Origin of the sequence: Hymenobacter busanensis (assembly GCF_008727865.1) — a bacterium.
Taxonomy (GTDB): Bacteria; Bacteroidota; Bacteroidia; order Cytophagales; family Hymenobacteraceae; genus Solirubrum; species Solirubrum busanense.
This window is the reverse complement of record NZ_VTWU01000002.1, coordinates 387,125-407,925: the sequence shown is the minus strand read 5'-3', so window position 1 is coordinate 407,925 and position 20,801 is coordinate 387,125. Positions and strand designations below refer to the sequence as shown.

Genomic DNA, 20,801 nt, shown 5'->3' with positions numbered 1-20,801 from the left:
GCTGAGCTTTCCTGAAAAAGTATCAGGACTTAACCATAAGATTACGAGCCAAAAAGGCTGTTCCGAAACCGGGGCGGCCTTTTTGTTTTTGGGCTGCACGGCAACAATCCAACTACGGCCGCGTTTAGGGCGGCAGCAAACGCGGCCACCGGCGCGTAGGCAAAGTTTGCGCGTTTGGTTACATCTTTACCGCCGGTAGCAATGCGCTGCTAACATCTGCTAAGGCAGCACAAGACAAGCTGCAGGCGGTATTCTGAAAATTATTGCCGCTGAATGTCAGGAAATTGACTGGTGCTTTTCCAGCAGTCTTTGATTTTTGGCAAGGTGGTTGCCTAACACCACCCAAACACGGAGCAATGGCCCGCCGCACTGGTTTCACTGCTCCATTCACTCAGAAACAACCCAACCCCCAATACCCCATGAACACCCTCCGTTCTTCTCTCGCAATGCTGCTGGCCTTTGTGCTGCTGCTGGGCTCAACCTTCTCGCAGGCCCAAACCACGACCACCAAAAAACCGATGAGCAAAACCGCTAAGGGCGGCATCATTGGTGGCTTGGGCGGTGCTGCCGGCGGTGCCGTACTGGGCCGCGTGATTGGTGGCAAAAAAGGTACCGCTGTAGGCGCCGTAATTGGTGCTGCCGTAGGCGGTGGCGCTGGTGCCCTCATCGGTCGTCGCATGGACAAGCAAGCCGAAGAACTGCGCCGCGACATGGCCGGTGCCAAAGTAGAGCGCGTAGGCGAAGGCATCAAAATCACCTTTGCTTCGGGCATCCTGTTCGCCAAGAACTCGTCGACCCTCACCGCTGCTGCCCAGGAAAACATTGGCACGCTGGCTGAAACCCTCAAGAAGTACGGCGACACCAACGTGCTGATTGAAGGCCACACCGACAACACCGGCTCCGATGCCATCAACGATCCGCTGTCGGTTCGCCGCGCTCAGGCCGTAGCCAACTACGCCATGAACCAAGGGGTGGAGTCGTCGCGCTTCGAAGTGAAGGGCTACGGTTCGCACCAGCCGATTGCCGACAACACAACCGAAGCTGGCCGCAGCCAGAACCGCCGCGTGGAAGTAGCCATCTACGCCAACGAGAAGCTGAAGAAAGCTGCCGAAAAAGGCACCATCTAAGCTGGGCCGGCCATAGCCGCAGTCCTGCTGCCAATCCGGCGGCTCCCCAACGCGGGAGCCGCCGGATTTTTTTGTGCCCGTTGTTGAGGCGTTTGGAGTAACCCGCGCCGCAGCCCGGCGGTACAACCGTTTATGCCTATCGCGCCCCTCGCTACCTACGATTCGCCATCCGCCGCCAAAGCCCTGGCCGACCACGCCATTCTGAACGAGTTCTACGGCCTGCTGCCGCGCGAACCGCGTCGCACGCCCATGCGCGAGCTGATCAGTACGGTCTTGTCGCACCGCACCACCCACGACGACGAAGAACTGGCTTATGACCGGATGCTGGAAGCGTTTGGCGACTGGGCCGGGGTAGAAGCCGCACCGACGACCGCGCTGGCCCACGCCATTCGCACCACGCGCTGGCCCGACACGCAGGCGCCGCGCATTCAGGAGATTCTACGGCGCATCAAGGCCGAGGCCGGCGACTACACGCTCGATTTTCTGGCCGACTGGCCCACCAATAAAGCCTTGGCGTGGCTGACCGATATGCCCGGCATCGGCCTGAAGACGGCGTCGTTGGTGCTGCTCTTCAACTTCCGCAAGCCGCTGCTTCCCGTCGATACCCACGTGCACCGCGTGGCGCAGCGCGTGGGCATGATCGGCCCGAAGGTGTCGGCGGACAAGGCGCATACGGTGTTGCTGGCTCTGCTGCCAGCCGACGCCGAGGCACTGTTCAACTTTCACAAGCACAACTACTGGCTGGGGCAGCACATCTGCTTTTTCACCAAGCCGAACTGCCCGGCCTGCCCGCTGAAAAGCTTCTGCAACTACTACTTGGAGCACTACGGCCCCGCCGATGCCGCCGCGCTGGCCGCTACGCCCAAAAAGTGGGAAGGAAAGAAGCAGCACTAATTAAGCTATTGGCCATTGGCTGTTAGCCGAGAGCTGCCAGCCGAGTGCCGACTGTGGCTTGCTGTGGGGCAGCGTAATCCCGCCTCGCCCCGACAAAGGGCGTAACTTGCCGCCAACAGCCATCAGCTAATAGCCGTCTGCTAAAAATATGCGCCTTGTTAACCATCCGGTTCTGTGCAATTACTACGTCACCTACCGGTGCAATGCCAAGTGCTCGTTCTGCGACATCTGGGAGAAACCCTCGCCCTATATTCAGCTGGCCGACGTGGAGCAAAACCTGCGCGACCTAAAGCGGCTGGGCGTGTCCGTAATTGACTTCACGGGTGGCGAGCCGCTGCTGCACCGGCAGCTGCCCGAGTTTCTGGCCCTGGCCCACGACATGGGGTTCATCACGACGGTGACGACCAACGGCATGCTGTACCCGAAGTATGCTGAGCGGCTGCGCGGGAAAATCGACATGCTGCATTTCTCCCTCGACAGCAGCGAAAAAGACCAGCACGACCGCGGCCGGGGCGTGCCTTGCTTCGATTTCGTGATGGAAAGCATTCGGGTAGCCAGGGAGCTGGGCGAGCGGCCCGATATCCTGTTCACCGTTTTCCCCGAAAACCTCGACCAGCTCGAGGCCGTGTACCGCGACATCAGCCGCCCCAACGGCCTGATGCTGATCATTAACCCCGCTTTCGAGTACAACGCCGTGGAAGCCGGCGCCCAGCTCACGGAGGAGCAGCTGGCGCACGTGTCGGCCTTCGGCAAGCGGCCCGGCGTGTACCTCAACGAGGCTTTCATTCAGCTGCGGCGCGACGGCGGCAACCACGTGGCCGCGCCTGTGTGCCGGGCTGCCAGCACCACGCTCGTCATTTCGCCTTCCAACGAGCTGGTGCTGCCCTGCTACCACCTCGGTACCCGCAGCTTCCCCATCGAAGGCCGGCTGCACGACCTCTACCACTCCGAGCCGGTGCAAACGCTGGCCGCGCTGGAAGGCCGCCTGCCGCAGTGCGAAGGCTGCACCATCAACTGCTACATGCAGCCCAGCTTTGCGGTAGAAACCAGCAAGTATTTCTGGCAAGCTCTGCCCAGCACGCTCAAGTACAACTGGCACAAAGGCACCTGGAAACGGATGCTGGCACGGTAGGCCCGAGGTAGGAAACCGGGAGAAAAGATACAGCCTGGGAAGCTCGGTTACAGGCTGGGAGGTGTTGGTACGGCCTGGGGAACGACGCGCACGGCCTGGGGGGGCAGGCCAGAGCGTGGGAAGACTTGCTCACCCTCCGGGAAGTCGCGGAGAGGGGATGGGAACTGATGCGCAGACACCGGGAAGCTGCGGCCACGCGCCGGGAACCGCTGTGCTGATACTGGTAAATCGGCCACACAGGTTGGGAAGCAGGGCCGTAGCAGTTGGCCGAAATGGGGGCCCTCCGTATCTTGACGCCATTCTGTCGGCTCATCTTTTCCCCTTCCATATCATGAAAAACGAGTTAATCGAGTCACGCCTGCGCCGCGACACCGCCGCCGCCGCGTTTCTGGCGCAAACCCCCGCAGCCTACGCCGACATTGAGGACGACGTGGCCCCGCTGCGCACCCAACTGGCGGCCAACGTGCAACGCGGTGCCGACCTAGCCCAGCAGGTGCTGACCGCCGACACCGACGGCAACCCCGCCCGCAAAAAGGGCACCCGCAACCAACTCACGGTCCTGCTGCGCCGCCTCATTCTGGCCATCCGGGCCGAGGCTCTGCGCAGCACCGATGCCAAGCTGCGTGCCGCTGCCGGCCGCTTGGGCGAGCTGCGCAACCTTAACGAAAGCTCTTTTGGCGAAGAAGCCCAGCGCCTGCTGGACCTGGTACCCGGCCGCGAAACCGCCCTGGCCAAACGGCGTTTCACGGCCGCCCACTACCAAGAAGCCCGCACGCTGCTGGCCGCCTTTGGCAGCGCCACCACCGAGGGCCGCCTCAGCGACGTGAGCGGCAGCACCGGCCGCCAAGCCCTGGAGCGTCTCATCAAAGACTCGGCCCGCCTGCTCAAGGAGTTGGAAACCTACTTCGCCCTCTACCAGGAAGACGACCCGGACCTCTGGAACCGCTTCCGCCAAGCCATTAAAGTGGTGCGGCGCGGCGGGAGCGAAGGCAGTACCAATAATCTGGACTTGCCGCCGAGCAGGAAGTAAGCTGAAATGACAACGGCCCCGCCGGGAAACCGGCGGGGCCGTGGCTTGTTACACCTTTGTTATGGATTGAATTTTGTCAATAGCTGAATTGATAAAGGCGCTTATTATTTCATTGCCTTCAGATTGAGTTAATGGCTGGTGGTAGAATTTGCTTATTTCTATTTCTCTGCCCCTGTCTATTTTTATTTTATACTTATATAAACTGAAATTTATATCTATTAACTGATGTATATCGAATGGCTCTATACTCTTTTTGAAACCTAGCCAAGCATACTGGAACTCAAATGACTGTAGTGGCCATGCTCGTTCGTAAGGTCCATCCCATAACCAACTGGCTAATTCGCCTGTATCTGAGAAAGTATGACGGCCGGCAGTAGTATTGAAGATGTAGAAGAACTTGGTAGAAGAAAACAATGAGGATAATTCTTCTGACTTATTAGTTGCGGCTTTGCATAAATTAAAAATTGAATTGGCAAACAAGTTTCTTATTAAGCCGGGGTTAATAGTTTCCTTTATATAATCTTCTGTCGTAAAACTTCTCTTCAGCAGGGCTATTCTTTTATCCAGATCATCGGGCTCAGTAAAATCTTTTCCTTTAGCGCCCTTCAAGTAAATTTCTAACGACCGAATCAGACTCTCTGCGAAATACGTCAGCAGCGGTTCGTTGAGGCCGGCGTCGGCTTGGCTGAGCACGGCGTAGTATTCGCGCTTCTCCTCGGTCTTCACCACCACGGGCGGGTAGCCGGCCTTCATCAGCAGCAGGTTGGTGAGCAGGCGCGTCATGCGGCCGTTGCCGTCGTCGAAGGGGTGAATGGCGACGAACTTGTGGTGAAAGAGGGCCGCCAGCACCAGCGGGTGCAGGGTGTCGCGGTGGGTGCGGTACCACGCCAGCAGGTCGTGCATGCGGGCCGGGGTTTCCTCGGGCGTGGCGTAGAAATGGGTTTCGCCGGTAGCGGTGAGGGTGTGGTTGGGCATGGTCTTGTACTGGCCCGGCTCCACAAGGTGGCGTTGCGGGCCGGCAGCAGTGTCCACCATCACGGCATAAGGCTCCACCATAATAATGTGGTGCAGCTCCCGGATGTCGCGCTCGGTCAGTTCGGCCTCGGGGTTCTTGACAATGTCCAGCAGTACATCAATGCCTTGGTTGTGGCCGCGCAGGTCGAGGTGGTCCTTCAGCGGCTTGCCTTTGGCCGTGACGCCCTCCATAATAAAGGCCACCGTTTCGCCGTAGGTCAGGGAGTTGCCTTCGATGGAGTTGGAATGGTAGTTCCAGTCGAGGCGAAACTTCTGGAAGATGCGTGCTTGCACATCGGCGGGCAGCGGGCGCAGCGCATCAATCTGCTGTTGCAGCGCGTCGATGCGGGCTAGTTGGTCGAGTAGCTCGTCGGAATAAGTAGTCATGCAGGCAAGTAGTGGCGGGAGAGGAGGGAAATAATGAATGTAAATTACACACATTGTTTCCCCGGCTTCTCATCCCTTTCCATGCCCGCACTCATTCTTCCCGTCCAAGGCAAGTGCCCCGAAATCGACCCGAGCTGCTTCGTGGCCGACAACGCCACCATCGTCGGCGACGTGGTGCTGGGGACCGGCTGCACCGTGTGGTTCAATGCCGTGGTGCGCGGCGACGTGAACAGCATTCGGGTGGGGGAGAAGACCAATATTCAGGACGGGGCTGTGATTCACTGCACCTACCTGCGGGCAGCTACCACCATTGGGGCACGCGTGAGTATCGGGCACCGCGCCATCGTGCACGGCTGCACCGTGGAGGACGACGTGCTCATTGGCATGGGCGCTATTGTGATGGACAACGCCGTGGTGGGGCGCGGCTGCATTATTGCCGCGGGCGCCGTCGTGCTGGAAAATACCGTGTGCGAGCCGGGCTACCTGTACGCCGGCATTCCGGCCCGCCGCATCAAGCCCGTGAGCGAAGTGCAGGCCGAAAACCTGCGCCGCACTGCCGACAACTATATAATGTATGCCGGCTGGTTTAAGGGCTGAGTAGAAATCAAAAGACCGTCGTCCAGAAAAACGTCACATAGAGCAAAGCGAAGAATCCCGCGTGTTTCCCCTGGGTTGCTATCCAAGGTCAGCACGCGAGATTCTTCGCTTCGCTCTGAATGACGGAAGGTTGAGGCTGTTCTACTCCTCCAGATCGAGGAAATCGGCGGCGGCCTCCCGCTCGTTGGGCTGCAGCACGCGCAGCTGCACCAGCTCCACGGCGCGGCGCGAACGTTGCAGAATGCGGAACTCGTAGTTGTCGAGCACGGCTACGTCGCCGACTTCGGGAATGGCGCCGTAGATGACGTTGATCAGGCCCCCTACGGTTTCGTAGTCTTCGCCTTCGGGCAGGGCAAAGGGCAGAAACTCGTTGGCGTCGGGAATGGCGGTGGAGGCATTCACGCGGTATTCGATGTCCGATACCTTTTCCACTACCGGCACCTCGTTGTCGTACTCGTCCTGGATTTCGCCCACCAACTCCTCCATGATGTCTTCGATGGTGACGATGCCCGACACGCCGCCGAACTCATCCGACACAATGGCCATGTGCATGTGCTTGCGCTGAAACTGGCGCAGCAGGCGGTTGATTTTCTTGGTTTCGGGCACGAAGAAGGCCGTACGCATGATCTTGGCCAGCACAATGGCCTCTTGGCGGCGCACCAGCGGCAGCAAATCCTTCACGTAGAGCACGCCTACGATGTTATCGATGTTGCCCTCGAACACCGGAATGCGCGAGTAGCCTTCGTTGTACACCGTCTCAAACAGCGCGTCTTGCGGCGTGTTCACGTCGATGGCGGCAATGCGGGTGCGCGGCACCATAATTTGCTTTACCATCCGGTCGTTGAACTCGAACACGTTTTCCAGCAGCTCGTGCTCCGATTCCTGCAACTCGCCGCTCTGCTTGCTTTGGTCGAGCAGCAGGCGCAATTCTTCGGACGTGTGCACCTCGGCCTCGTGCACCGACGCCACGCCAAAAATGCGCAGCACTAGGTTCGAGAGCTTATCGAGCAGCCAAATGAAGGGGAAGGCCAGCAAACCAAAGGCCCGCAGCGGAATGGCAATGGCAATGCTTACATCCTCGGGCTTGCGAATGGCCAGCACTTTGGGCGCTTGCTCGCCTAGTACAATGTGCAATACCGTGATAAGCGAAAACGAGGTAGCCAGCGCAATCTGGTGCACGGCCTTGTCCGAAAGCGTAATGCCAAACTGATTGATGATGGCCAGCACCACCTCGGCTACCACGCTTTCGCCAATCCAACCCAGGGCCAGCGACGCCAGCGTAATGCCCAGCTGCGTGGCCGAGAGGTAGTAATTCAGGTCGTGCAACATGCTGAGCACGAGCTTGGCCAGCCGATTGCCGCCCTGGGCTTTAATCTCTATCTGGGATAGGCGAACCTTAACAAAGGCGAATTCAGCCGCTACAAAAAACCCATTTGCCAGTACCAGCAACAGGGTTAAAAAAATCTTTAAGGCCATAGATGCGGCAGCCGCGGCGCAGTCGGCCTAGCTGCCATTGTGTTTCAAAAGTACGGGATTTGGAACACGCGGTTGGGTTCGTTGTTGCCCAAGCCGAGTGCAACGCTTCCCGTAACTTTGTTTCTTCTTCGGAAAATTCCGTTTGCTGCTATGTATTTGCGAAAAACCGCGTTGTTGAGTTGGGTTCTGTTGTGGCTGACGGTAACCAGTTGGGCGCAGGTGCTGGAGCCCACCAAGCTGGCCACGGCCGTGAGCAAACCCACCGCCAAAGTCGGCGACGAGGTTGACCTCATCGTCAACGCCCGCATCGAGCCCACCTGGCACCTCTACGCCACCGACTTCGACCCCGACCTCGGCCCCACCGTCTTCACGTTCAATTGGACCAAAAGCCCGGCTTACGAGCTGGTGGGCGCGCCCAAATCGGTGGGCACCAAGAAGAAATTCGACACCGTCTTTAAAGGCGACGTTACTTACTTCGAAACCACGGGCCAAATTCGGCAGCGCATCCGGCTGCTGCAGCCCGGCACCCTCAATATCAAGGCCGGCACCGATTACCAGAGCTGCACCGATACCGACGGCCGCTGCGTGCCCGGTAGCGACGCCCTCGCGTTTGGGCCTATCGAAGTAAGCGGCACGGCGCCGGCCGCGGTTTCCGCGCCAGCTACTGCTGCTGCTGGTCAGGCTCCTGCTGCTCCCGCTACCGCCCCGCTCGCCACCGCGCCCGCAGCCGCCACCAGCTCCGCACCGGCAGTTGATAGCACCACCGCACCTGTCGCGGGTTCCGCCGCTTCGTCGGCTTCGGTTGTGACCGAAACGCCGGTTGTTGCCTCTGGCGCCACGGCCGTCACCGTAGCACCGGCCGCCAACGAGGCCAAACCCGCTGGCACCACGGCCCTGAGCCTCTGGCAATACCTGGCTCTGGCTTTTGGAGCCGGCCTGCTTGCTGTGCTCATGCCTTGCGTGTACCCCATGCTGCCCATGACGGTATCGTACTTCACCAGCACCGGCGGGTCGCGCAGCCAGTCCATTGCCAAGGCATTGGTGTACGGGCTGAGCATCGTGGCTATTTATACCGGTGTGGGGGTAGTATTGAGCTTAGCACTGGGGGCCGATGCGGCCAACGTCATCAGCTCCCACTGGCTGCCCAATGTGGTGTCGTTCGGCATTTTCGTGCTGTTCGGGCTGTCGTTTCTGGGCTTGTTCGAAATTCAAGCCCCTACCGGCCTCGTTAATAAGGTAGACCGGCAAGCCGACAAAGGCGGCTGGAGCGGGCTGTTTTTCATGGCTGCCACGTTGGTGTTGGTGTCGTTTTCCTGCACGGTGCCGTTTGTGGGGTCGGTTGCCATTGCCTCGGCCGGCGGCGAGTTGCTGCGCCCCACGCTGGGCATGATGAGCTTCGCCCTGGCCTTCGCGCTGCCGTTTGTGCTCTTCGCACTGTTTCCTTCGGCCCTGAAAAGCCTGCCCCGCTCGGGTGGCTGGCTGAATACCCTCAAAGTCATGATGGGCTTTGTGGAGCTGGCTCTGGCTTTCAAGTTCTTGAGCTCCGCCGACCTCTCGTACCACTGGGGCCTGCTGCCGCGGGCGGTGTTCGTGGCCATTTGGGTGGTGCTGGCCGGCTTGCTGGGCCTTTACTTGCTGGGCTTCATCCGCTTGCCGCACGACGACGAAAGTACCCGCGTGAGCGTACCGCGCCTGCTGCTGGCGGCCGTGTCGTTCACGTTCATGTTTTACTTGGTACCCGGCTTGTTCGGGGCCCCGCTGCCGGCCCTATCGGCTCTGCTGCCGCCGCCTTCGCGTCACGATTTCAGCATGGCTGCCGGCCCCGCCGCACTGCCCGCCGTGGCTGCTACCGACAACGCTACGGCACTATGCGAAGCCCCGCGCCACGGCAATTTCCTGGAATTGCCCCTGAACCTGCAGGGCTATTTCGACTTGCAACAAGCTCTGCGGTGTGCCAGGCAACAGAACAAGCCGGTATTCGTCGACTTCACGGGCCACAACTGCGGCAACTGCCGCCTCATGGAAGCCTCGGTGTGGAGCGACCCGCAAGTACTTCAGCGCCTGCAGCGCGACTATGTGGTGGTAGCCCTCTATGTAGACGACAAAACCGAACTGCCCCAAACCGAGTGGTACACCTCCAAACGCGACAACCGCGTGAAGAAGGCCATTGGGGAACAGAACCTGGACTTTGAAATCAGCCGATTCCAAGCCAATGCGCAGCCCTACTACGTACTGCTCTCGCCCGATGGGCAGCCCCTCGCCGAGCCCCTGGCCTACGAGCCCGACGTAGCGCGCTTTGTGCAGTTCCTCGACCGTGGTCTACAGCAACACCGCGCCGGGCAGCCGGTTGCGCAGCGTTAACTTAAATATTCTGTTGTCTTGCCTGCCACCGTGAAAAAGCTCCTCTTCTTGCTCTTGATGGCTGGGACTGTGCAAGCCCAGACGCCCGCCACGCAGCGCGCCGCCGACCCTAACCGCATTACGCTGGTTATTCACGGTGGCGCGGGCACCATTACGCGGCAGAATATGACGCCCGAAAAGGAAAAGGCCTACACCGATGCGCTTAACCAAGCTATGCAAACCGGTTATGCCATTCTCAAGCAGGGTGGTTCTTCGCTGGATGCGGTGGAAGCCTCCATTCGGGTGATGGAAGATTCGCCCCTGTTCAATGCCGGCAAAGGAGCCGTTTTCACCCACGACGGCCGCAACGAACTCGACGCCGCCATCATGGATGGGAAGACCCTTAAAGCCGGTTCGGTAGCCGGAGTAACCACCGTGCGAAACCCCATCACTGCGGCCCGCGCCGTGATGGACAAGTCGGAGCACGTGCTGCTAGTGGGGCCGGGCGCCGACCAGTTTGCCAAAGAGAAGGGGCTTGCTATTGTGGAGCCCAGCTACTTTCACACCGAAGCGCGCTACCAACAGCTCCAAAAAGCACTGGCTTCGGAAAAAGGAGTTGTTACTGATCAGCTGAATGCGCCCACCAAAGCGGCTGCCCCGGCCGCGCCCGGCAAGTCCAAAACCAAGACCAAAGCAGGAAAGCCGCAGGGCTATGCCGAACCGCCCATTTTCGTCGAGGGGCGCAAGTACGGCACCGTAGGGGCTGTGGCCCTCGACCAATACGGCAACTTGGCAGCTGCTACTTCCACTGGCGGAATGACCAACAAGCGCTACGGCCGAGTAGGCGATGCGCCCATCATTGGGGCCGGTACCTACGCCGACAACCAATCCTGTGCCGTGTCGTGCACTGGCTGGGGCGAGTTTTTCATTCGGGCTACTGTGGCGCGCGATGTGGCCGCTCGTGTTGAGTACCAGCAGGTACCGGTAGCACAGGCTGCCCAGGCGACCATAGATAAGGTGGGCAAACTGGGTGGCGACGGCGGCCTGATTGCGCTCGATCCGGCCGGAAACATTGCCATGCCGTTTAATTCGGAAGGAATGTACCGAGGGTATATTAAGGCCAACGGAGAGACGAAGGTGTTAATCTACCGATGAGAGGGAGTTGCCTGGTACTCTAAAGTATGCGTTATGCATACGAATTGGGGTAATTAACTATACTTTTGCTAGGCAAAGTTACGTTTGCTGAGAAACATACTATTCTTGGAAGGTAACTGCCTTTACTATCGAGTACACCTGAGGCTGTTCTTGCTAGCGGGTTACGCTTTACCAAAAGGGCAAAAAAAAGGCGGCACCCACCCAGATGCCGCCTCTTGAAGAGGACGCACCCACCCAGATACGTCCTTTTTAATTCCTCAACACAAACCACCCCTAGTTGTAAAACGAGGATTCGAACCTCCATTAAGCGCTTCTATCATCAAACAGATGGTTTTTCGCCTAATTGCGCCACGGAAAAAAGAAACTCGTTTTTCCTGCTTTCTACAAATTCGGCAACGCCTGCTGCGTTGTATTGCAACAAATGTAACATAAGGATCGGTATCATAAAATATTTTCATCATCAACGGGTGATTTTTACTGTATTTTTATTTTAAGCCGCACTTTTTGACACCTTTTCAAATAGCACCCTTTAAAATGGCCCGTAATTACGAACTTGACGACACCGACCGTAAAATCTTGGCTTTATTGCTTGAAGACGCCAAAATGCCTTACACGGAAATAGCTCGGAAGGTGCATGTGTCGGGTGGCACGGTGCATGTGCGCATGGCCCGCTTAGAGGAACTAGGCATTGTGCGCGGAGCTACGTTGAAGATTGATTACCCCAAGCTGGGGTATGGAGTAAACGCGTTCTTGGGCATCTACCTGCTTAAGAGTTCGGTTTACAATAGTGTGGCCGAACAACTGCGTGATATTCCTGAGGTAGTGAGCATTCATTTCACCACCGGAGCCTATGGGGTGTTTGCCCGTTTGGTATGCCGCGACACCCAGCACTTGCGCGATGTACTGCATGACCGCATCCAGTTGATTGAAGGCATTGAGCGTACCGAAACGTTGATTTCCTTGGAGGAAACGCTAAACCGACCAATTCAGCTTATCTAGGCACACATCAGTTACTGAGGGCACCACCAAGGCCTGCCCAGCGAAGTGAATTGCTTCGTTGGGCAGGCCTTGGGCTTTTCATTGGACATTAACGCGGCAATTGGATATATAAAAATAAAAGACATGGTTTTGATGCTTATAAATTAAAGTGAAAAAATATACTGCTATAATTACATAACAATCGCGCTTAAGCATTGCCAGTGCTGCTGTGCGCTTGCCGCCCTCGTTCGCCGGAGGGCAACGTGTGCATCTCTCCACCAATCCTTCCACCTTATGTCTGCCATAACCAAGCTGACAGGCGACGGGCCTATGTGCCTACGCCTGTGGGTTTTGCTGCTAGCATACCTTCTTAGCGGCGCAATACCCATAGCTGCCCAAAACGTGGGCGACTACCGTTCGTTGAGCACGCCGTTGGCTTTCACCAATAGAAGCGGTTGGGAGCGTTTGACGGCTGCGGGCTGGACTCCCAACAACACTCGCGCACTGGATTTCACCAAAACCTTTTACGTACGGCACCCCAAAGTAATCAACAACGCGGGCGTAAGTAACGACGTCAACAAGATTGTGGTAGAGCCAGGCACCGGCACGGATGTAGGTAAACTCACTGTCAATGCTCGTTTGGTTTGCGCCGAAATGATTGTAGACGGCACCAGCACTCAACTGATTGTAAACACCGAGTTGGCCAACTTTGGCGAAACGAGTGTGAGCAATAACGCGGTGGCGACCTTGGCTAGTGAAGGGCGTTTGGGCAAGGTTACCGTGAAGGACGACGGCGAAGTGAAACTGGCCGACGGGGTGACGACCAACACCGTACTGGGTCCTACCTTGGTAGGCAACGGAGGAACCTTGAGCGTAGATGCCAGCGGCCCAACCTTTGAAGCCCTGACGGTGCAAAGTGGCGGCCAACTTTTGGTAAATGCTGCAGTAACCCTCACCGAAGCATTGGTAGAAGCAGGTGGCTTGATGGTGCAATTGCCCAACGGTGCCATTACGGTAACACATACGACTGGCTCTACTTTGCCCGATCTGCTGATGAAAGGCACCTTCCGTAATCAGAGCAATACGCACGACATCACGTTTGCGCTGGGAGGCTCCATGGAAGTGGGTGCAGGCGCAACCTATACCCATTCGGCCAACGGAGGCGCGCTGCCGAAAGCGGTTTGGAGCCCCACGTCGACTCTGGAAATCAAGCAGGTAACTGACGCGAGTGATTTCGCCAACGACGGCCAAACATTCGGAAACGTGGTATGGGACACGCCGAACTATGGTACTTCGGGGTCGGGCAGCACCACTTTCAACCTCAATACCTCCGGGTTGATGGAAATTGCCGGCCGGTTGACGGTGCGTAATACTGGCTCGGGCCGGCTGCAGCTCACGCAACTCACTGGCTCGGGCGCTACTACTACTACGGTGGGGAGCTACGAGCAAACGGGGGGACAGGTATGCGTGGCACGGTACGGCTCGTCGCGTAGCCGGGTATTCGACGTGACCAACGACTTCGTGATGAATGGGGGGCGGTTTGAACTCAGCAACACGTCGTCATCGGGCAGCGGTACGCTTCGGGTGGGTGGGGCGCTGAGCCTATCGGATGCTACGCTTTTGGTTAGCGGAGGCACCACCAGCGGCACCATTGATTTGAAAGGCGACCTGTTGTTGAATGCCAACAGCGACTTGCGCCGTGAGATTACCGGCGGAACGGCCTTGGTGCAGTTCAGCGGGAACACGGTGCAACGGTTCCGACGCGCTTCCAGTGCGACTATCAACGGGGTAGTAAGCGTAGCTGTGCTAAGCGGAGCCACCGTAGACCTGGCCGACAACACCCTGACGGGCGACGGCGACTTCACCCTCAACAACGGAGCAACGCTTGAAATCGGGCACTTCCAGGGTATTGCCGCTAAAACACCACTTATTGGTGCTTACACAGGCAATATTCAAGTGACGGGTGCCCGCACCTACAGCACCAGCGCGGGCTACGTATACACTGGCAGCAACAACCAAGTAACCGGAAACGGGCTGCCCAATAACTTGGTAGCAGGAGCTAGGCTCGGCGTTCGAAACACCGGTGGCAACGTGACGCTGAGCCGGGCTACGCAACTGGCAGGAATGCTGGACTTGCAGCAAGGAAACCTGCTGACAACCACTGCTAACCTGCTCACACTTGCGCCGGCTGCTACGTGGCAGAATGCCTCGAATAACAGCTACGTTGCCGGCCCGCTGGCCCGCCAGACCAACAGCACCGCCCAAGTATACACGTTTCCGGTGGGTGCCAGTGGCCGGTTGAAAGTGGCCGGCGTGAAGCCGACTGCCGCAACCAGCAATACCTACCGCATTGTCGCCTACGTAGCGCCTGCGCCGAATAACACCATGCTTGAGCCGGGTTCAGGCTTGTTTAAGGTCAGCAACCGGGAGTACTGGGACGTTACCCGCACGGCAGGTACTGCCAACGCCATCATGCGCCTCTACTACACGTTGCCACTCAGCGACATTTCGGAAACGGCAGCGGCTTTGCTGGACTTGCGCATTGTGGGTTTGGCAGGTGGGCAATGGGCCAACTACGGCCAGGCCACTCCGCCCAACACCACCTTCAAGTACCTTGATGCCTCCTTGGCCTTGCCGTTGGTAAACGGCACCAGCACCAATACCACTTTCGGATCGGCCACGGCGCGTAATCCGTTGCCGGTGCAGCTGGTCGAGTTTCAGGGTCGCGTGTTGAACGGGAAGGATGTGCAGTTGAACTGGCGCACGGCCCAAGAGAAAAACGCGGCCGTGTTTGAAGTTCAGACTTCGGTGGATGGAAAGGAGTTTACCGTGCTCAAGACCTACTCGGCTCAGGGCACGAAAGCAACGCCAACGAACTACGCCCACTTGCACGACAACGCCTTGGTGGGTGGCCAGCACCTGCGCTATTACCGGCTGCGACAGGTGGATTTTGACGGGCAGTTCTACTTCTCGCCCATTGTCACGGTAACGACAGTTGCCGAAGAAGCACCTCTCGCACTGGAAGCCTGGCCGGTGCCCGCCACCGATTGGCTGAACGTGCAACTCAACCCAACCTCCGATACCGGGCCAGCAGTGCTGCGCGTTACCGATGCCCTCGGCCGCACCTGCCTGACCCAATTATTACCTGCTTCCAGCCAGCCGCAACAACTCCGGCTCGAAGTAGGACAATTGCACCGCGGACTTTACTTCGTGCAGGTGGAGACGAAGCAGAGACGCGTGCAGGTGCGCTTCCAGAAATTGTGAGGCGCCCGGTACCGGTCGTGGGTGGCGCCACGGCCGGTATCTTTTTTTGTAAAAAACCCAGAGGCTTGACTGCAAGGAAGTTTCGGGCAACGTATATTTCGAAAGGATTGCCCAGAATACTCTGCCCCGCTGCCCACGGTCATGAAAGTGTTGCTCGTTGCGCTTTTTGTTTGCAGTGCCCTCGGGGGCGCCGCGCAGAGCCTGCCCGCCGTGTACCTCAACGAGCGTAACGAAGAAACCGTACCCGACAGCGCCAGCCATTACCGCATCGTCGACCAGCGCCCGGAAGCCGGCTTGTTGCCCATGCGCGAATACGCCATGAACGGCACCCTCATGCTCAGGGGCTTCCTCACAAGCCAGGAGACGCCGGTTCGGAACGGGCTCTTCACCTGGTACCACCCCAACGGGGCCAAAGCCAGCCAAGTGCATTTTCACGATGACGAAGTAACCGGCTTGTACGTAGCGTGGTACGACGACGGAAAGGTGCGGGAGCGGGGCGAATACCACAACGGGGTGCGCACGGGGCGTTGGCTGAGCGTGCACCGCAACGGGCAAAAACGCTCGGAGGGTCAGTACGCCGGCAACCATGCCCTGGGCGAATGGCGTTACTACTACAACACCGGCCAGCCTGCCGCCGTCGAGAGCATCGAGCAGGGCCAGCCCACGGCCCTGACGTTCTACAACGAAAACGGCACCCTGTTCGACGGCTTGCTGCTGCGGCGGCAACCACCGGAATTTCCCGGCGGCGAAACCGCTCTGCTCGACTACCTAAACGCCCACACCGAATACCCGAAGGATGCTCGGCGCAAGGGCATTACCGGCAAAGTCTACGTGAGCTACACCGTGGACGAAGACGGCCGTGTGAGCCAGGTACGCGTGGTGCGCGGCCTCTCCGCCGACGCCGACAACGAAGCCATTCGGGTAGTGAAAAGCCTGCCGCGCTTCAAACCGGGCCGGGAGTACAACGTGCCCACGGCCTTCACCTACACCGTGCCCATCTATTTTGCCCCCGACTTCCGGCTGTTTGGTGGGCCCAAGCCCGCACCTACCCCGCCCGTGGAGGCCCGTGCCACTTGGTAACCGCTCGAAAGACCATACCCGCCCACACGCAACAGCCCCGCCTTCTGCTACAGAAAGCGGGGCTGTTGCGTAACCGGAAAGTATTCCGGCGAAAGGCTTAAGCCGTTACTTGGGCTTCGAGCTTTTGGGCCAACACATGCTTAGGCACGGCACCCACTTGCTTGTCAACTACTTGGCCGTTCTTAAACACCAGCAGCGTAGGAATGCTACGGATGCCGAACTTGGCGGAAGTCTGCGGGTTGGCATCAACGTCAACTTTGCCGATGACGGCTTTGCCTTCGTATTCGCCGGCCAGCTCTTCTACTACCGGGCCCACCATGCGGCACGGACCGCACCATTCGGCCCAAAAGTCCACCAGCACGGGCTTATCCGAGTTGATGATTTCGTCGAAGTTGGCGTCGGTGATTTCAATGGCTTTGTGTCCCATTGTCGTATTCAGTTTAGAAAAAAGTGAGGTCGATGTTGCGTAATCCGCTTACGCGGATTGGGCGCGCAAGGTAGCAGATTGGTTGTCAAACATGCGCCGCCGAGGAAAGTTCAAATATCGAGCTTGCCCTATCTAGATGAGCTGGCAGGCGTCGATTTCCATCTCGCGCATGCGGCGGATGAACTCCTTGGGCTCGATGCGGTAGCGGCGCGAGTACGTGTCGACCGTCAACTGCTCGTGGGGCTCCGCAAACTTGATTTCCAGCTTTTTCGAGCCCGCGCAGCCTTCCACGGCCTCCATAAAGCGGTCCATAAAGGGCTCGGTAATGGTGCGCAGATCGAGTTGCACGCGCACACCGTTGGCTAGCTTCTCGGCCACGTTGAAGAGCGGCTCCATGGTCATGATCTTGAACTCGAACTGGTCGGAGTCGCGGAAACGCTGGGCATATTTGCCCCGGATGAACATGGGCGGCACCTGCTCCTTGTCGTAGTTGCGCGGGTTAATCAGCGGGGAGAATTTGCTGTAATCGTCGCGGAACAGGGCTAGGTTCAGGCTCGATTCGTAGTCTTCTACCGTAAACGACACGAAAGGCTGCCCGGTCTTGGTGGTCTTGAACATGACGTTCGTAATCAGGCCGGCCACCGTTACGTCGCGGTTCTTGTAGGTCTCCACCTTGTCCAGGCCGCAGGTGCAGTAGGAGTCAATTTCGAGCTTGAAGTCGTCGAGCGGGTGGCCCGAAAGGTAGAAACCCACCACTTCCTTCTCGCGGCGCAGCTGCTCGGTAGCGGGCCAAGGCTCCATGTCGGCTACCTTGGGCAGGGGCATGGCCACGGCCCCGAAGGCCCCGCCGCCAAACAGACTCTGCTGGGCCGAGTCCTGGTCGGCCTGGTACTGCTGGCCCATGCGCACGGCCTTGTCGATGAGGTTCTGGTCGCCCGAGGGAGCTTCCACAAACTGCCGACGGTGGTACCGTTCAAACGAATCGAAGGCCCCGGACAAGGCCAAGCTTTCGAAAGTTTTCTTGTTGACGGCCCGCAGGTTGACGCGCTTGGAGAAGTCGAAAATATCGGTGAAAGGGCCTTTCTTACCCCGCTCCGCCACAATGTTTTCAATGGCTGCTTCCCCCGCGCCTTTCACGGCCGCCATGCCAAAGCGGATCTGGCCCTTCTCGTTCACGTTGAACTTCAGCACCGACTCGTTCACGTCGGGGCCGAGCACCTGCACACTCTGCCGGCGGGCTTCCTCGATAAAGAAGGTCACCTTCTTGATGTCCGACATGTTGTTGGTCAGCACGGCGGCCATGTACTCTGCCGGGTAGTTGGCCTTGAGGTAGCCCGTCTGGTAGGCCACCACCGAGTAGGCCGCGGAGTGGGAGCGGTTGAAGCCGTAGGCCGCAAACTTCTCCATCACGTCGAACACCTCGTTGGCCTTCTTCTCCTTGATGCCGTGCAGCTCGGCGGCGCCCTTGCAGAATTTCTCCCGCTCCTGGGCCATCTTCTTCATGTCCTTCTTGCCCATGGCGCGGCGCAAGAGGTCGGCGCCGCCGAGGGAGTAGCCGGCCAGAATCTGGGCGGCCTGCATGATCTGCTCCTGATACACCATGATGCCCTGGGAGTAGTTCAGAATGGGCTCCAGCAGCTCGTGCGGGTACTCGATTTCCTCGCGCCCGTGCTTGCGGTTGATGAAGTTCGGAATGAACTGCATCGGGCCCGGGCGATAGAGGGCGTTCATGGCAATCAGGTCCTCGATGTTGGTGGGCTTGAGGTCCTTGAGGTACATGCGCATGCCCTCGGATTCGAACTGGAACGTGCCGATGGTGTCGCCGCGCTGGTAGAGGGCGTAGGTTTTCTCGTCGTCGAGCGGGATGTCGTCGATGTTGATGTCGACGCCGTGGTTTTTCTTGATCAGCTCCAGGGCATCCACAATGATGGTGAGCGTCTTCAGGCCCAGGAAATCCATCTTGAGCATCCCGGCCGACTCAATCACCTTGCCGTCGAACTGCGTCACGAGCAGGTCCGAGTCCTTGGAGGTCGACACCGGAATGTACTTCGTGATGTCGTCGGGGGCAATGATGACGCCGGCGGCGTGAATGCCGGTGTTGCGCACCGAGCCTTCGAGCTTTTCAGCCAGCCGCAGAATCTGGCCGCGCAGGTTGTCCGGCGCGTCGTCGCGGCGGATCATGTCCAGCTCCTGGTTTTCGGCGAAGGCGCCGGCCAGCGTGGTGCCGGGCTTTTCGGGCACCATTTTGGCCAGCTCGTTGGTGAGCGGCAGCGGCAGCTCCATGGCCCGCGCCACGTCCTTGATGCTGGATTTGGCCGCCATCGTACCGAAGGTGATGATTTGGGCCACCTGCGTCTTGCCGTACTTGTCCACCACGTAGTCGATGACGCGCTGGCGGTTCACGTCGTCAAAGTCGATGTCGATATCGGGCATCGACACGCGCTCCGGGTTCAAGAAACGCTCGAACAGCAGGGAGTACTTAATCGGGTCGATGTTGGTGATACCCACGCAGTAGGCCACCGCCGAGCCGGCCGCCGAGCCGCGGCCCGGGCCCACGGCCACGCCCATGTTGCGGCCTTGGTTGATGAAGTCCTGCACGATGAGGAAGTAGCCGGCGAAGCCCATCGTCTGGATGATGCGCAGCTCGTACTCCAGCCGTTCCTCGATTTCGGGGGTGCGTTCGGCGTAGCGCGGGGGCTTGGCCAGCGTGACAATGCCCTTGCCCGCACCCGGCCCAAAAGCACCCACATAGGTCAACTCGCGCAGAAATTCGTCGGCGTTGGCAAAGCCGGCCGGCAGCGGGAAGTTGGGCAACAGGATGTCGCGGGCCAGTTTTGGTGGCGTGATTTTGTCGACGATTTCGTTGGTGTTGTCCAGGCTCTCGGGCACGTCGGCGAAGAGGTGCGCCATTTCCGCCTGGGTCTTGAAGTAGAACTGGTCGTTGGGAAAGCCGAAGCGCGAGCGGGGCTTGGGCATCTGCATTTCCTCGTCGATGCGCATGAGCTGGCGCCGCACGTGGTCGTCTTTGCCGGCGAGGGGGCGCAGGCGGTCGAGGTGGTCGTAGAGCACCTCGTTCTGGCCCGAAATCAGGCGGAAATACTTGGTTTGGAAGTCGCCGACGGGGATGCTGTGCTCCTCGCCGGTGTTCACGCACAACAGCAAATCGTGGGGCGCGAAGTCCTCTTGGTTGACGTAGTGCGAGTCGTTGGTGCAGATGACCTTGACGTTGTACTTCTGGGCCCAGCGCAGCAGAATCTGGTTGAGGTCCTCCTGGCTTTTGCCGGTGTTGTCGATGTTCTCGATGCCGTGGCGCTGGATTTCGATGTAATAATCCTCGCCGAACACGTCGAGCCACCACTTCAGCTTTTCCTCGGCTTCGGCCTCCGTCTTCCACAGCAAGGCCTGCGGAATCTCGGCCCCAATGCAGCAGCTCGTCGCAATCAGCCCCTCGTGGTACTGCAGCAGGAGCTCCTTGTCGATGCGCGGGTACTTGGAGTACACGCCCTCGATAAAGCTCATGGAGCAAAGCTTGGCCAGGTTCTGGTAGCCGGCTTGGTCCTTGGCCAGCAGCAGTTGGTGGTGGCGCACGTCCCGCTCGCCCTTCTCGCGGCTGAAGCTTTTCTTGTGCCGGTCGTCCACCAAGTAAAACTCGCAGCCCACAATGGGCTTCACATTGTACTTGTTGGCCTCGGCCACGAAGTTAAACGCCCCAAACATGTTGCCGTGGTCGGTGAGGGCCACCGCAGGCATGCCGTCGGCCTGCGCCTTTTTCATCAGCGCCGAAATGCTGGCCTGCCCGTCGAGCAGGGAATATTGGGTATGGCAGTGCAGGTGCGAGAACGTGGGCATCCTTCGGGGAATTAAAAATTCTGAACACGGAGTCATGAATTCCCGGACGCC

The 20,801-nt window shown here is 58.7% G+C and carries 14 protein-coding genes; 10 read left to right on the top strand and 4 right to left on the bottom strand.

Features of this window, described 5'->3' with window-relative positions:
• The first annotated feature begins 419 nt into the window (after positions 1 to 419).
• The 4 genes from F0P96_RS06180 to F0P96_RS06165 all read left to right on the top strand — a co-directional run bounded on the left by F0P96_RS06180 (position 420) and on the right by F0P96_RS06165 (position 4,183).
• Positions 420 to 1,127 carry a YiaD family glycine zipper/OmpA-like lipoprotein gene (locus F0P96_RS06180; protein ID WP_151077946.1) on the top strand — a complete coding sequence of 236 codons (708 nt, stop codon included), beginning with the start codon at positions 420 to 422 and terminating at the stop codon, positions 1,125 to 1,127.
• 132 nt (positions 1,128 to 1,259) lie between these two features.
• A complete protein-coding gene (locus F0P96_RS06175) occupies positions 1,260 to 2,021 on the top strand; it encodes an endonuclease III domain-containing protein (RefSeq protein ID WP_151077945.1) in 762 nt (253 codons plus the stop codon).
• 148 nt (positions 2,022 to 2,169) lie between these two features.
• The gene (locus tag F0P96_RS06170) at positions 2,170 to 3,153 is read left to right on the top strand and encodes a radical SAM protein (protein ID WP_151077944.1); all 984 of its coding nucleotides are present in this window, start codon (positions 2,170 to 2,172) and stop codon (positions 3,151 to 3,153) included.
• A gap of 331 nt (positions 3,154 to 3,484) precedes the next feature.
• Complete coding sequence (locus F0P96_RS06165; RefSeq protein ID WP_151077943.1) at positions 3,485 to 4,183, top strand: hypothetical protein; 699 nt, start codon at positions 3,485 to 3,487, stop codon at positions 4,181 to 4,183.
• A gap of 48 nt (positions 4,184 to 4,231) precedes the next feature.
• Here F0P96_RS06165 and F0P96_RS06160 read toward each other — a convergent pair whose 3' ends face one another.
• Complete coding sequence (locus tag F0P96_RS06160) at positions 4,232 to 5,584, bottom strand: Fic family protein (protein WP_160620405.1); 1,353 nt, start codon at positions 5,582 to 5,584, stop codon at positions 4,232 to 4,234.
• Between the two features lie 81 nt (positions 5,585 to 5,665).
• On the opposite strand from F0P96_RS06160, the gene F0P96_RS06155 reads away from it, so the two are divergent.
• On the top strand, positions 5,666 to 6,181 hold the full coding sequence (locus F0P96_RS06155) for a gamma carbonic anhydrase family protein (protein ID WP_151077941.1): 516 nt from the start codon (positions 5,666 to 5,668) through the stop codon (positions 6,179 to 6,181).
• A 141-nt stretch (positions 6,182 to 6,322) separates the two neighbouring features.
• On the opposite strand, the gene F0P96_RS06150 is transcribed toward F0P96_RS06155, so the two are convergent.
• Positions 6,323 to 7,657, bottom strand: coding sequence for a hemolysin family protein (locus tag F0P96_RS06150; protein ID WP_151077940.1), 1,335 nt, complete (start codon positions 7,655 to 7,657; stop codon positions 6,323 to 6,325).
• 150 nt (positions 7,658 to 7,807) lie between these two features.
• Here F0P96_RS06150 and F0P96_RS06145 point away from each other — a divergent pair, with 150 nt between their 5' ends.
• The 5 genes from F0P96_RS06145 to F0P96_RS06125 all read left to right on the top strand — a co-directional run bounded on the left by F0P96_RS06145 (position 7,808) and on the right by F0P96_RS06125 (position 16,474).
• Positions 7,808 to 10,018: a protein-disulfide reductase DsbD family protein gene (locus F0P96_RS06145; protein ID WP_151077939.1), complete on the top strand. Its 2,211-nt coding sequence runs from the start codon at positions 7,808 to 7,810 to the stop codon at positions 10,016 to 10,018.
• Between the two features lie 30 nt (positions 10,019 to 10,048).
• Positions 10,049 to 11,152, top strand: a complete 1,104-nt coding sequence (locus F0P96_RS06140; RefSeq protein WP_420840944.1) for an isoaspartyl peptidase/L-asparaginase family protein — start codon at positions 10,049 to 10,051, stop codon at positions 11,150 to 11,152.
• 534 nt (positions 11,153 to 11,686) lie between these two features.
• Positions 11,687 to 12,151 (top strand): Lrp/AsnC ligand binding domain-containing protein, encoded by a 465-nt coding sequence (locus F0P96_RS06135; RefSeq protein ID WP_151077938.1) that lies wholly within the window; start codon positions 11,687 to 11,689, stop codon positions 12,149 to 12,151.
• Between the two features lie 273 nt (positions 12,152 to 12,424).
• Complete coding sequence (locus F0P96_RS06130) at positions 12,425 to 15,394, top strand: T9SS type A sorting domain-containing protein (protein ID WP_151077937.1); 2,970 nt, start codon at positions 12,425 to 12,427, stop codon at positions 15,392 to 15,394.
• Between the two features lie 141 nt (positions 15,395 to 15,535).
• The gene (locus F0P96_RS06125; protein ID WP_151077936.1) at positions 15,536 to 16,474 is read left to right on the top strand and encodes an energy transducer TonB; all 939 of its coding nucleotides are present in this window, start codon (positions 15,536 to 15,538) and stop codon (positions 16,472 to 16,474) included.
• Between the two features lie 97 nt (positions 16,475 to 16,571).
• Here F0P96_RS06125 and trxA read toward each other — a convergent pair whose 3' ends face one another.
• Together trxA and dnaE are read right to left on the bottom strand one after the other, a co-directional pair.
• Positions 16,572 to 16,901, bottom strand: coding sequence for a thioredoxin (gene trxA, locus F0P96_RS06120; RefSeq protein WP_151077935.1), 330 nt, complete (start codon positions 16,899 to 16,901; stop codon positions 16,572 to 16,574).
• A gap of 132 nt (positions 16,902 to 17,033) precedes the next feature.
• Positions 17,034 to 20,750, bottom strand: a complete 3,717-nt coding sequence (gene dnaE, locus F0P96_RS06115) for a DNA polymerase III subunit alpha (RefSeq protein ID WP_151077934.1) — start codon at positions 20,748 to 20,750, stop codon at positions 17,034 to 17,036.
• Between the last annotated feature and the right edge of the window lie 51 nt (positions 20,751 to 20,801).

Coding starts and splice junctions, on each gene's coding strand:
- F0P96_RS06145 (WP_151077939.1), top strand. CDS start 7,808: ATGTATTTGCGAAAAACCGCGTTGTTGAGTTGGGTTCTGTTGTGGCTG.
- F0P96_RS06175 (WP_151077945.1), top strand. CDS start 1,260: ATGCCTATCGCGCCCCTCGCTACCTACGATTCGCCATCCGCCGCCAAA.
- F0P96_RS06150 (WP_151077940.1), bottom strand. CDS start 7,657: ATGGCCTTAAAGATTTTTTTAACCCTGTTGCTGGTACTGGCAAATGGG.
- trxA (WP_151077935.1), bottom strand. CDS start 16,901: ATGGGACACAAAGCCATTGAAATCACCGACGCCAACTTCGACGAAATC.
- dnaE (WP_151077934.1), bottom strand. CDS start 20,750: ATGCCCACGTTCTCGCACCTGCACTGCCATACCCAATATTCCCTGCTC.
- F0P96_RS06130 (WP_151077937.1), top strand. CDS start 12,425: ATGTCTGCCATAACCAAGCTGACAGGCGACGGGCCTATGTGCCTACGC.
- F0P96_RS06135 (WP_151077938.1), top strand. CDS start 11,687: ATGGCCCGTAATTACGAACTTGACGACACCGACCGTAAAATCTTGGCT.
- F0P96_RS06155 (WP_151077941.1), top strand. CDS start 5,666: ATGCCCGCACTCATTCTTCCCGTCCAAGGCAAGTGCCCCGAAATCGAC.
- F0P96_RS06165 (WP_151077943.1), top strand. CDS start 3,485: ATGAAAAACGAGTTAATCGAGTCACGCCTGCGCCGCGACACCGCCGCC.
- F0P96_RS06160 (WP_160620405.1), bottom strand. CDS start 5,584: ATGACTACTTATTCCGACGAGCTACTCGACCAACTAGCCCGCATCGAC.
- F0P96_RS06125 (WP_151077936.1), top strand. CDS start 15,536: ATGAAAGTGTTGCTCGTTGCGCTTTTTGTTTGCAGTGCCCTCGGGGGC.
- F0P96_RS06170 (WP_151077944.1), top strand. CDS start 2,170: ATGCGCCTTGTTAACCATCCGGTTCTGTGCAATTACTACGTCACCTAC.
- F0P96_RS06180 (WP_151077946.1), top strand. CDS start 420: ATGAACACCCTCCGTTCTTCTCTCGCAATGCTGCTGGCCTTTGTGCTG.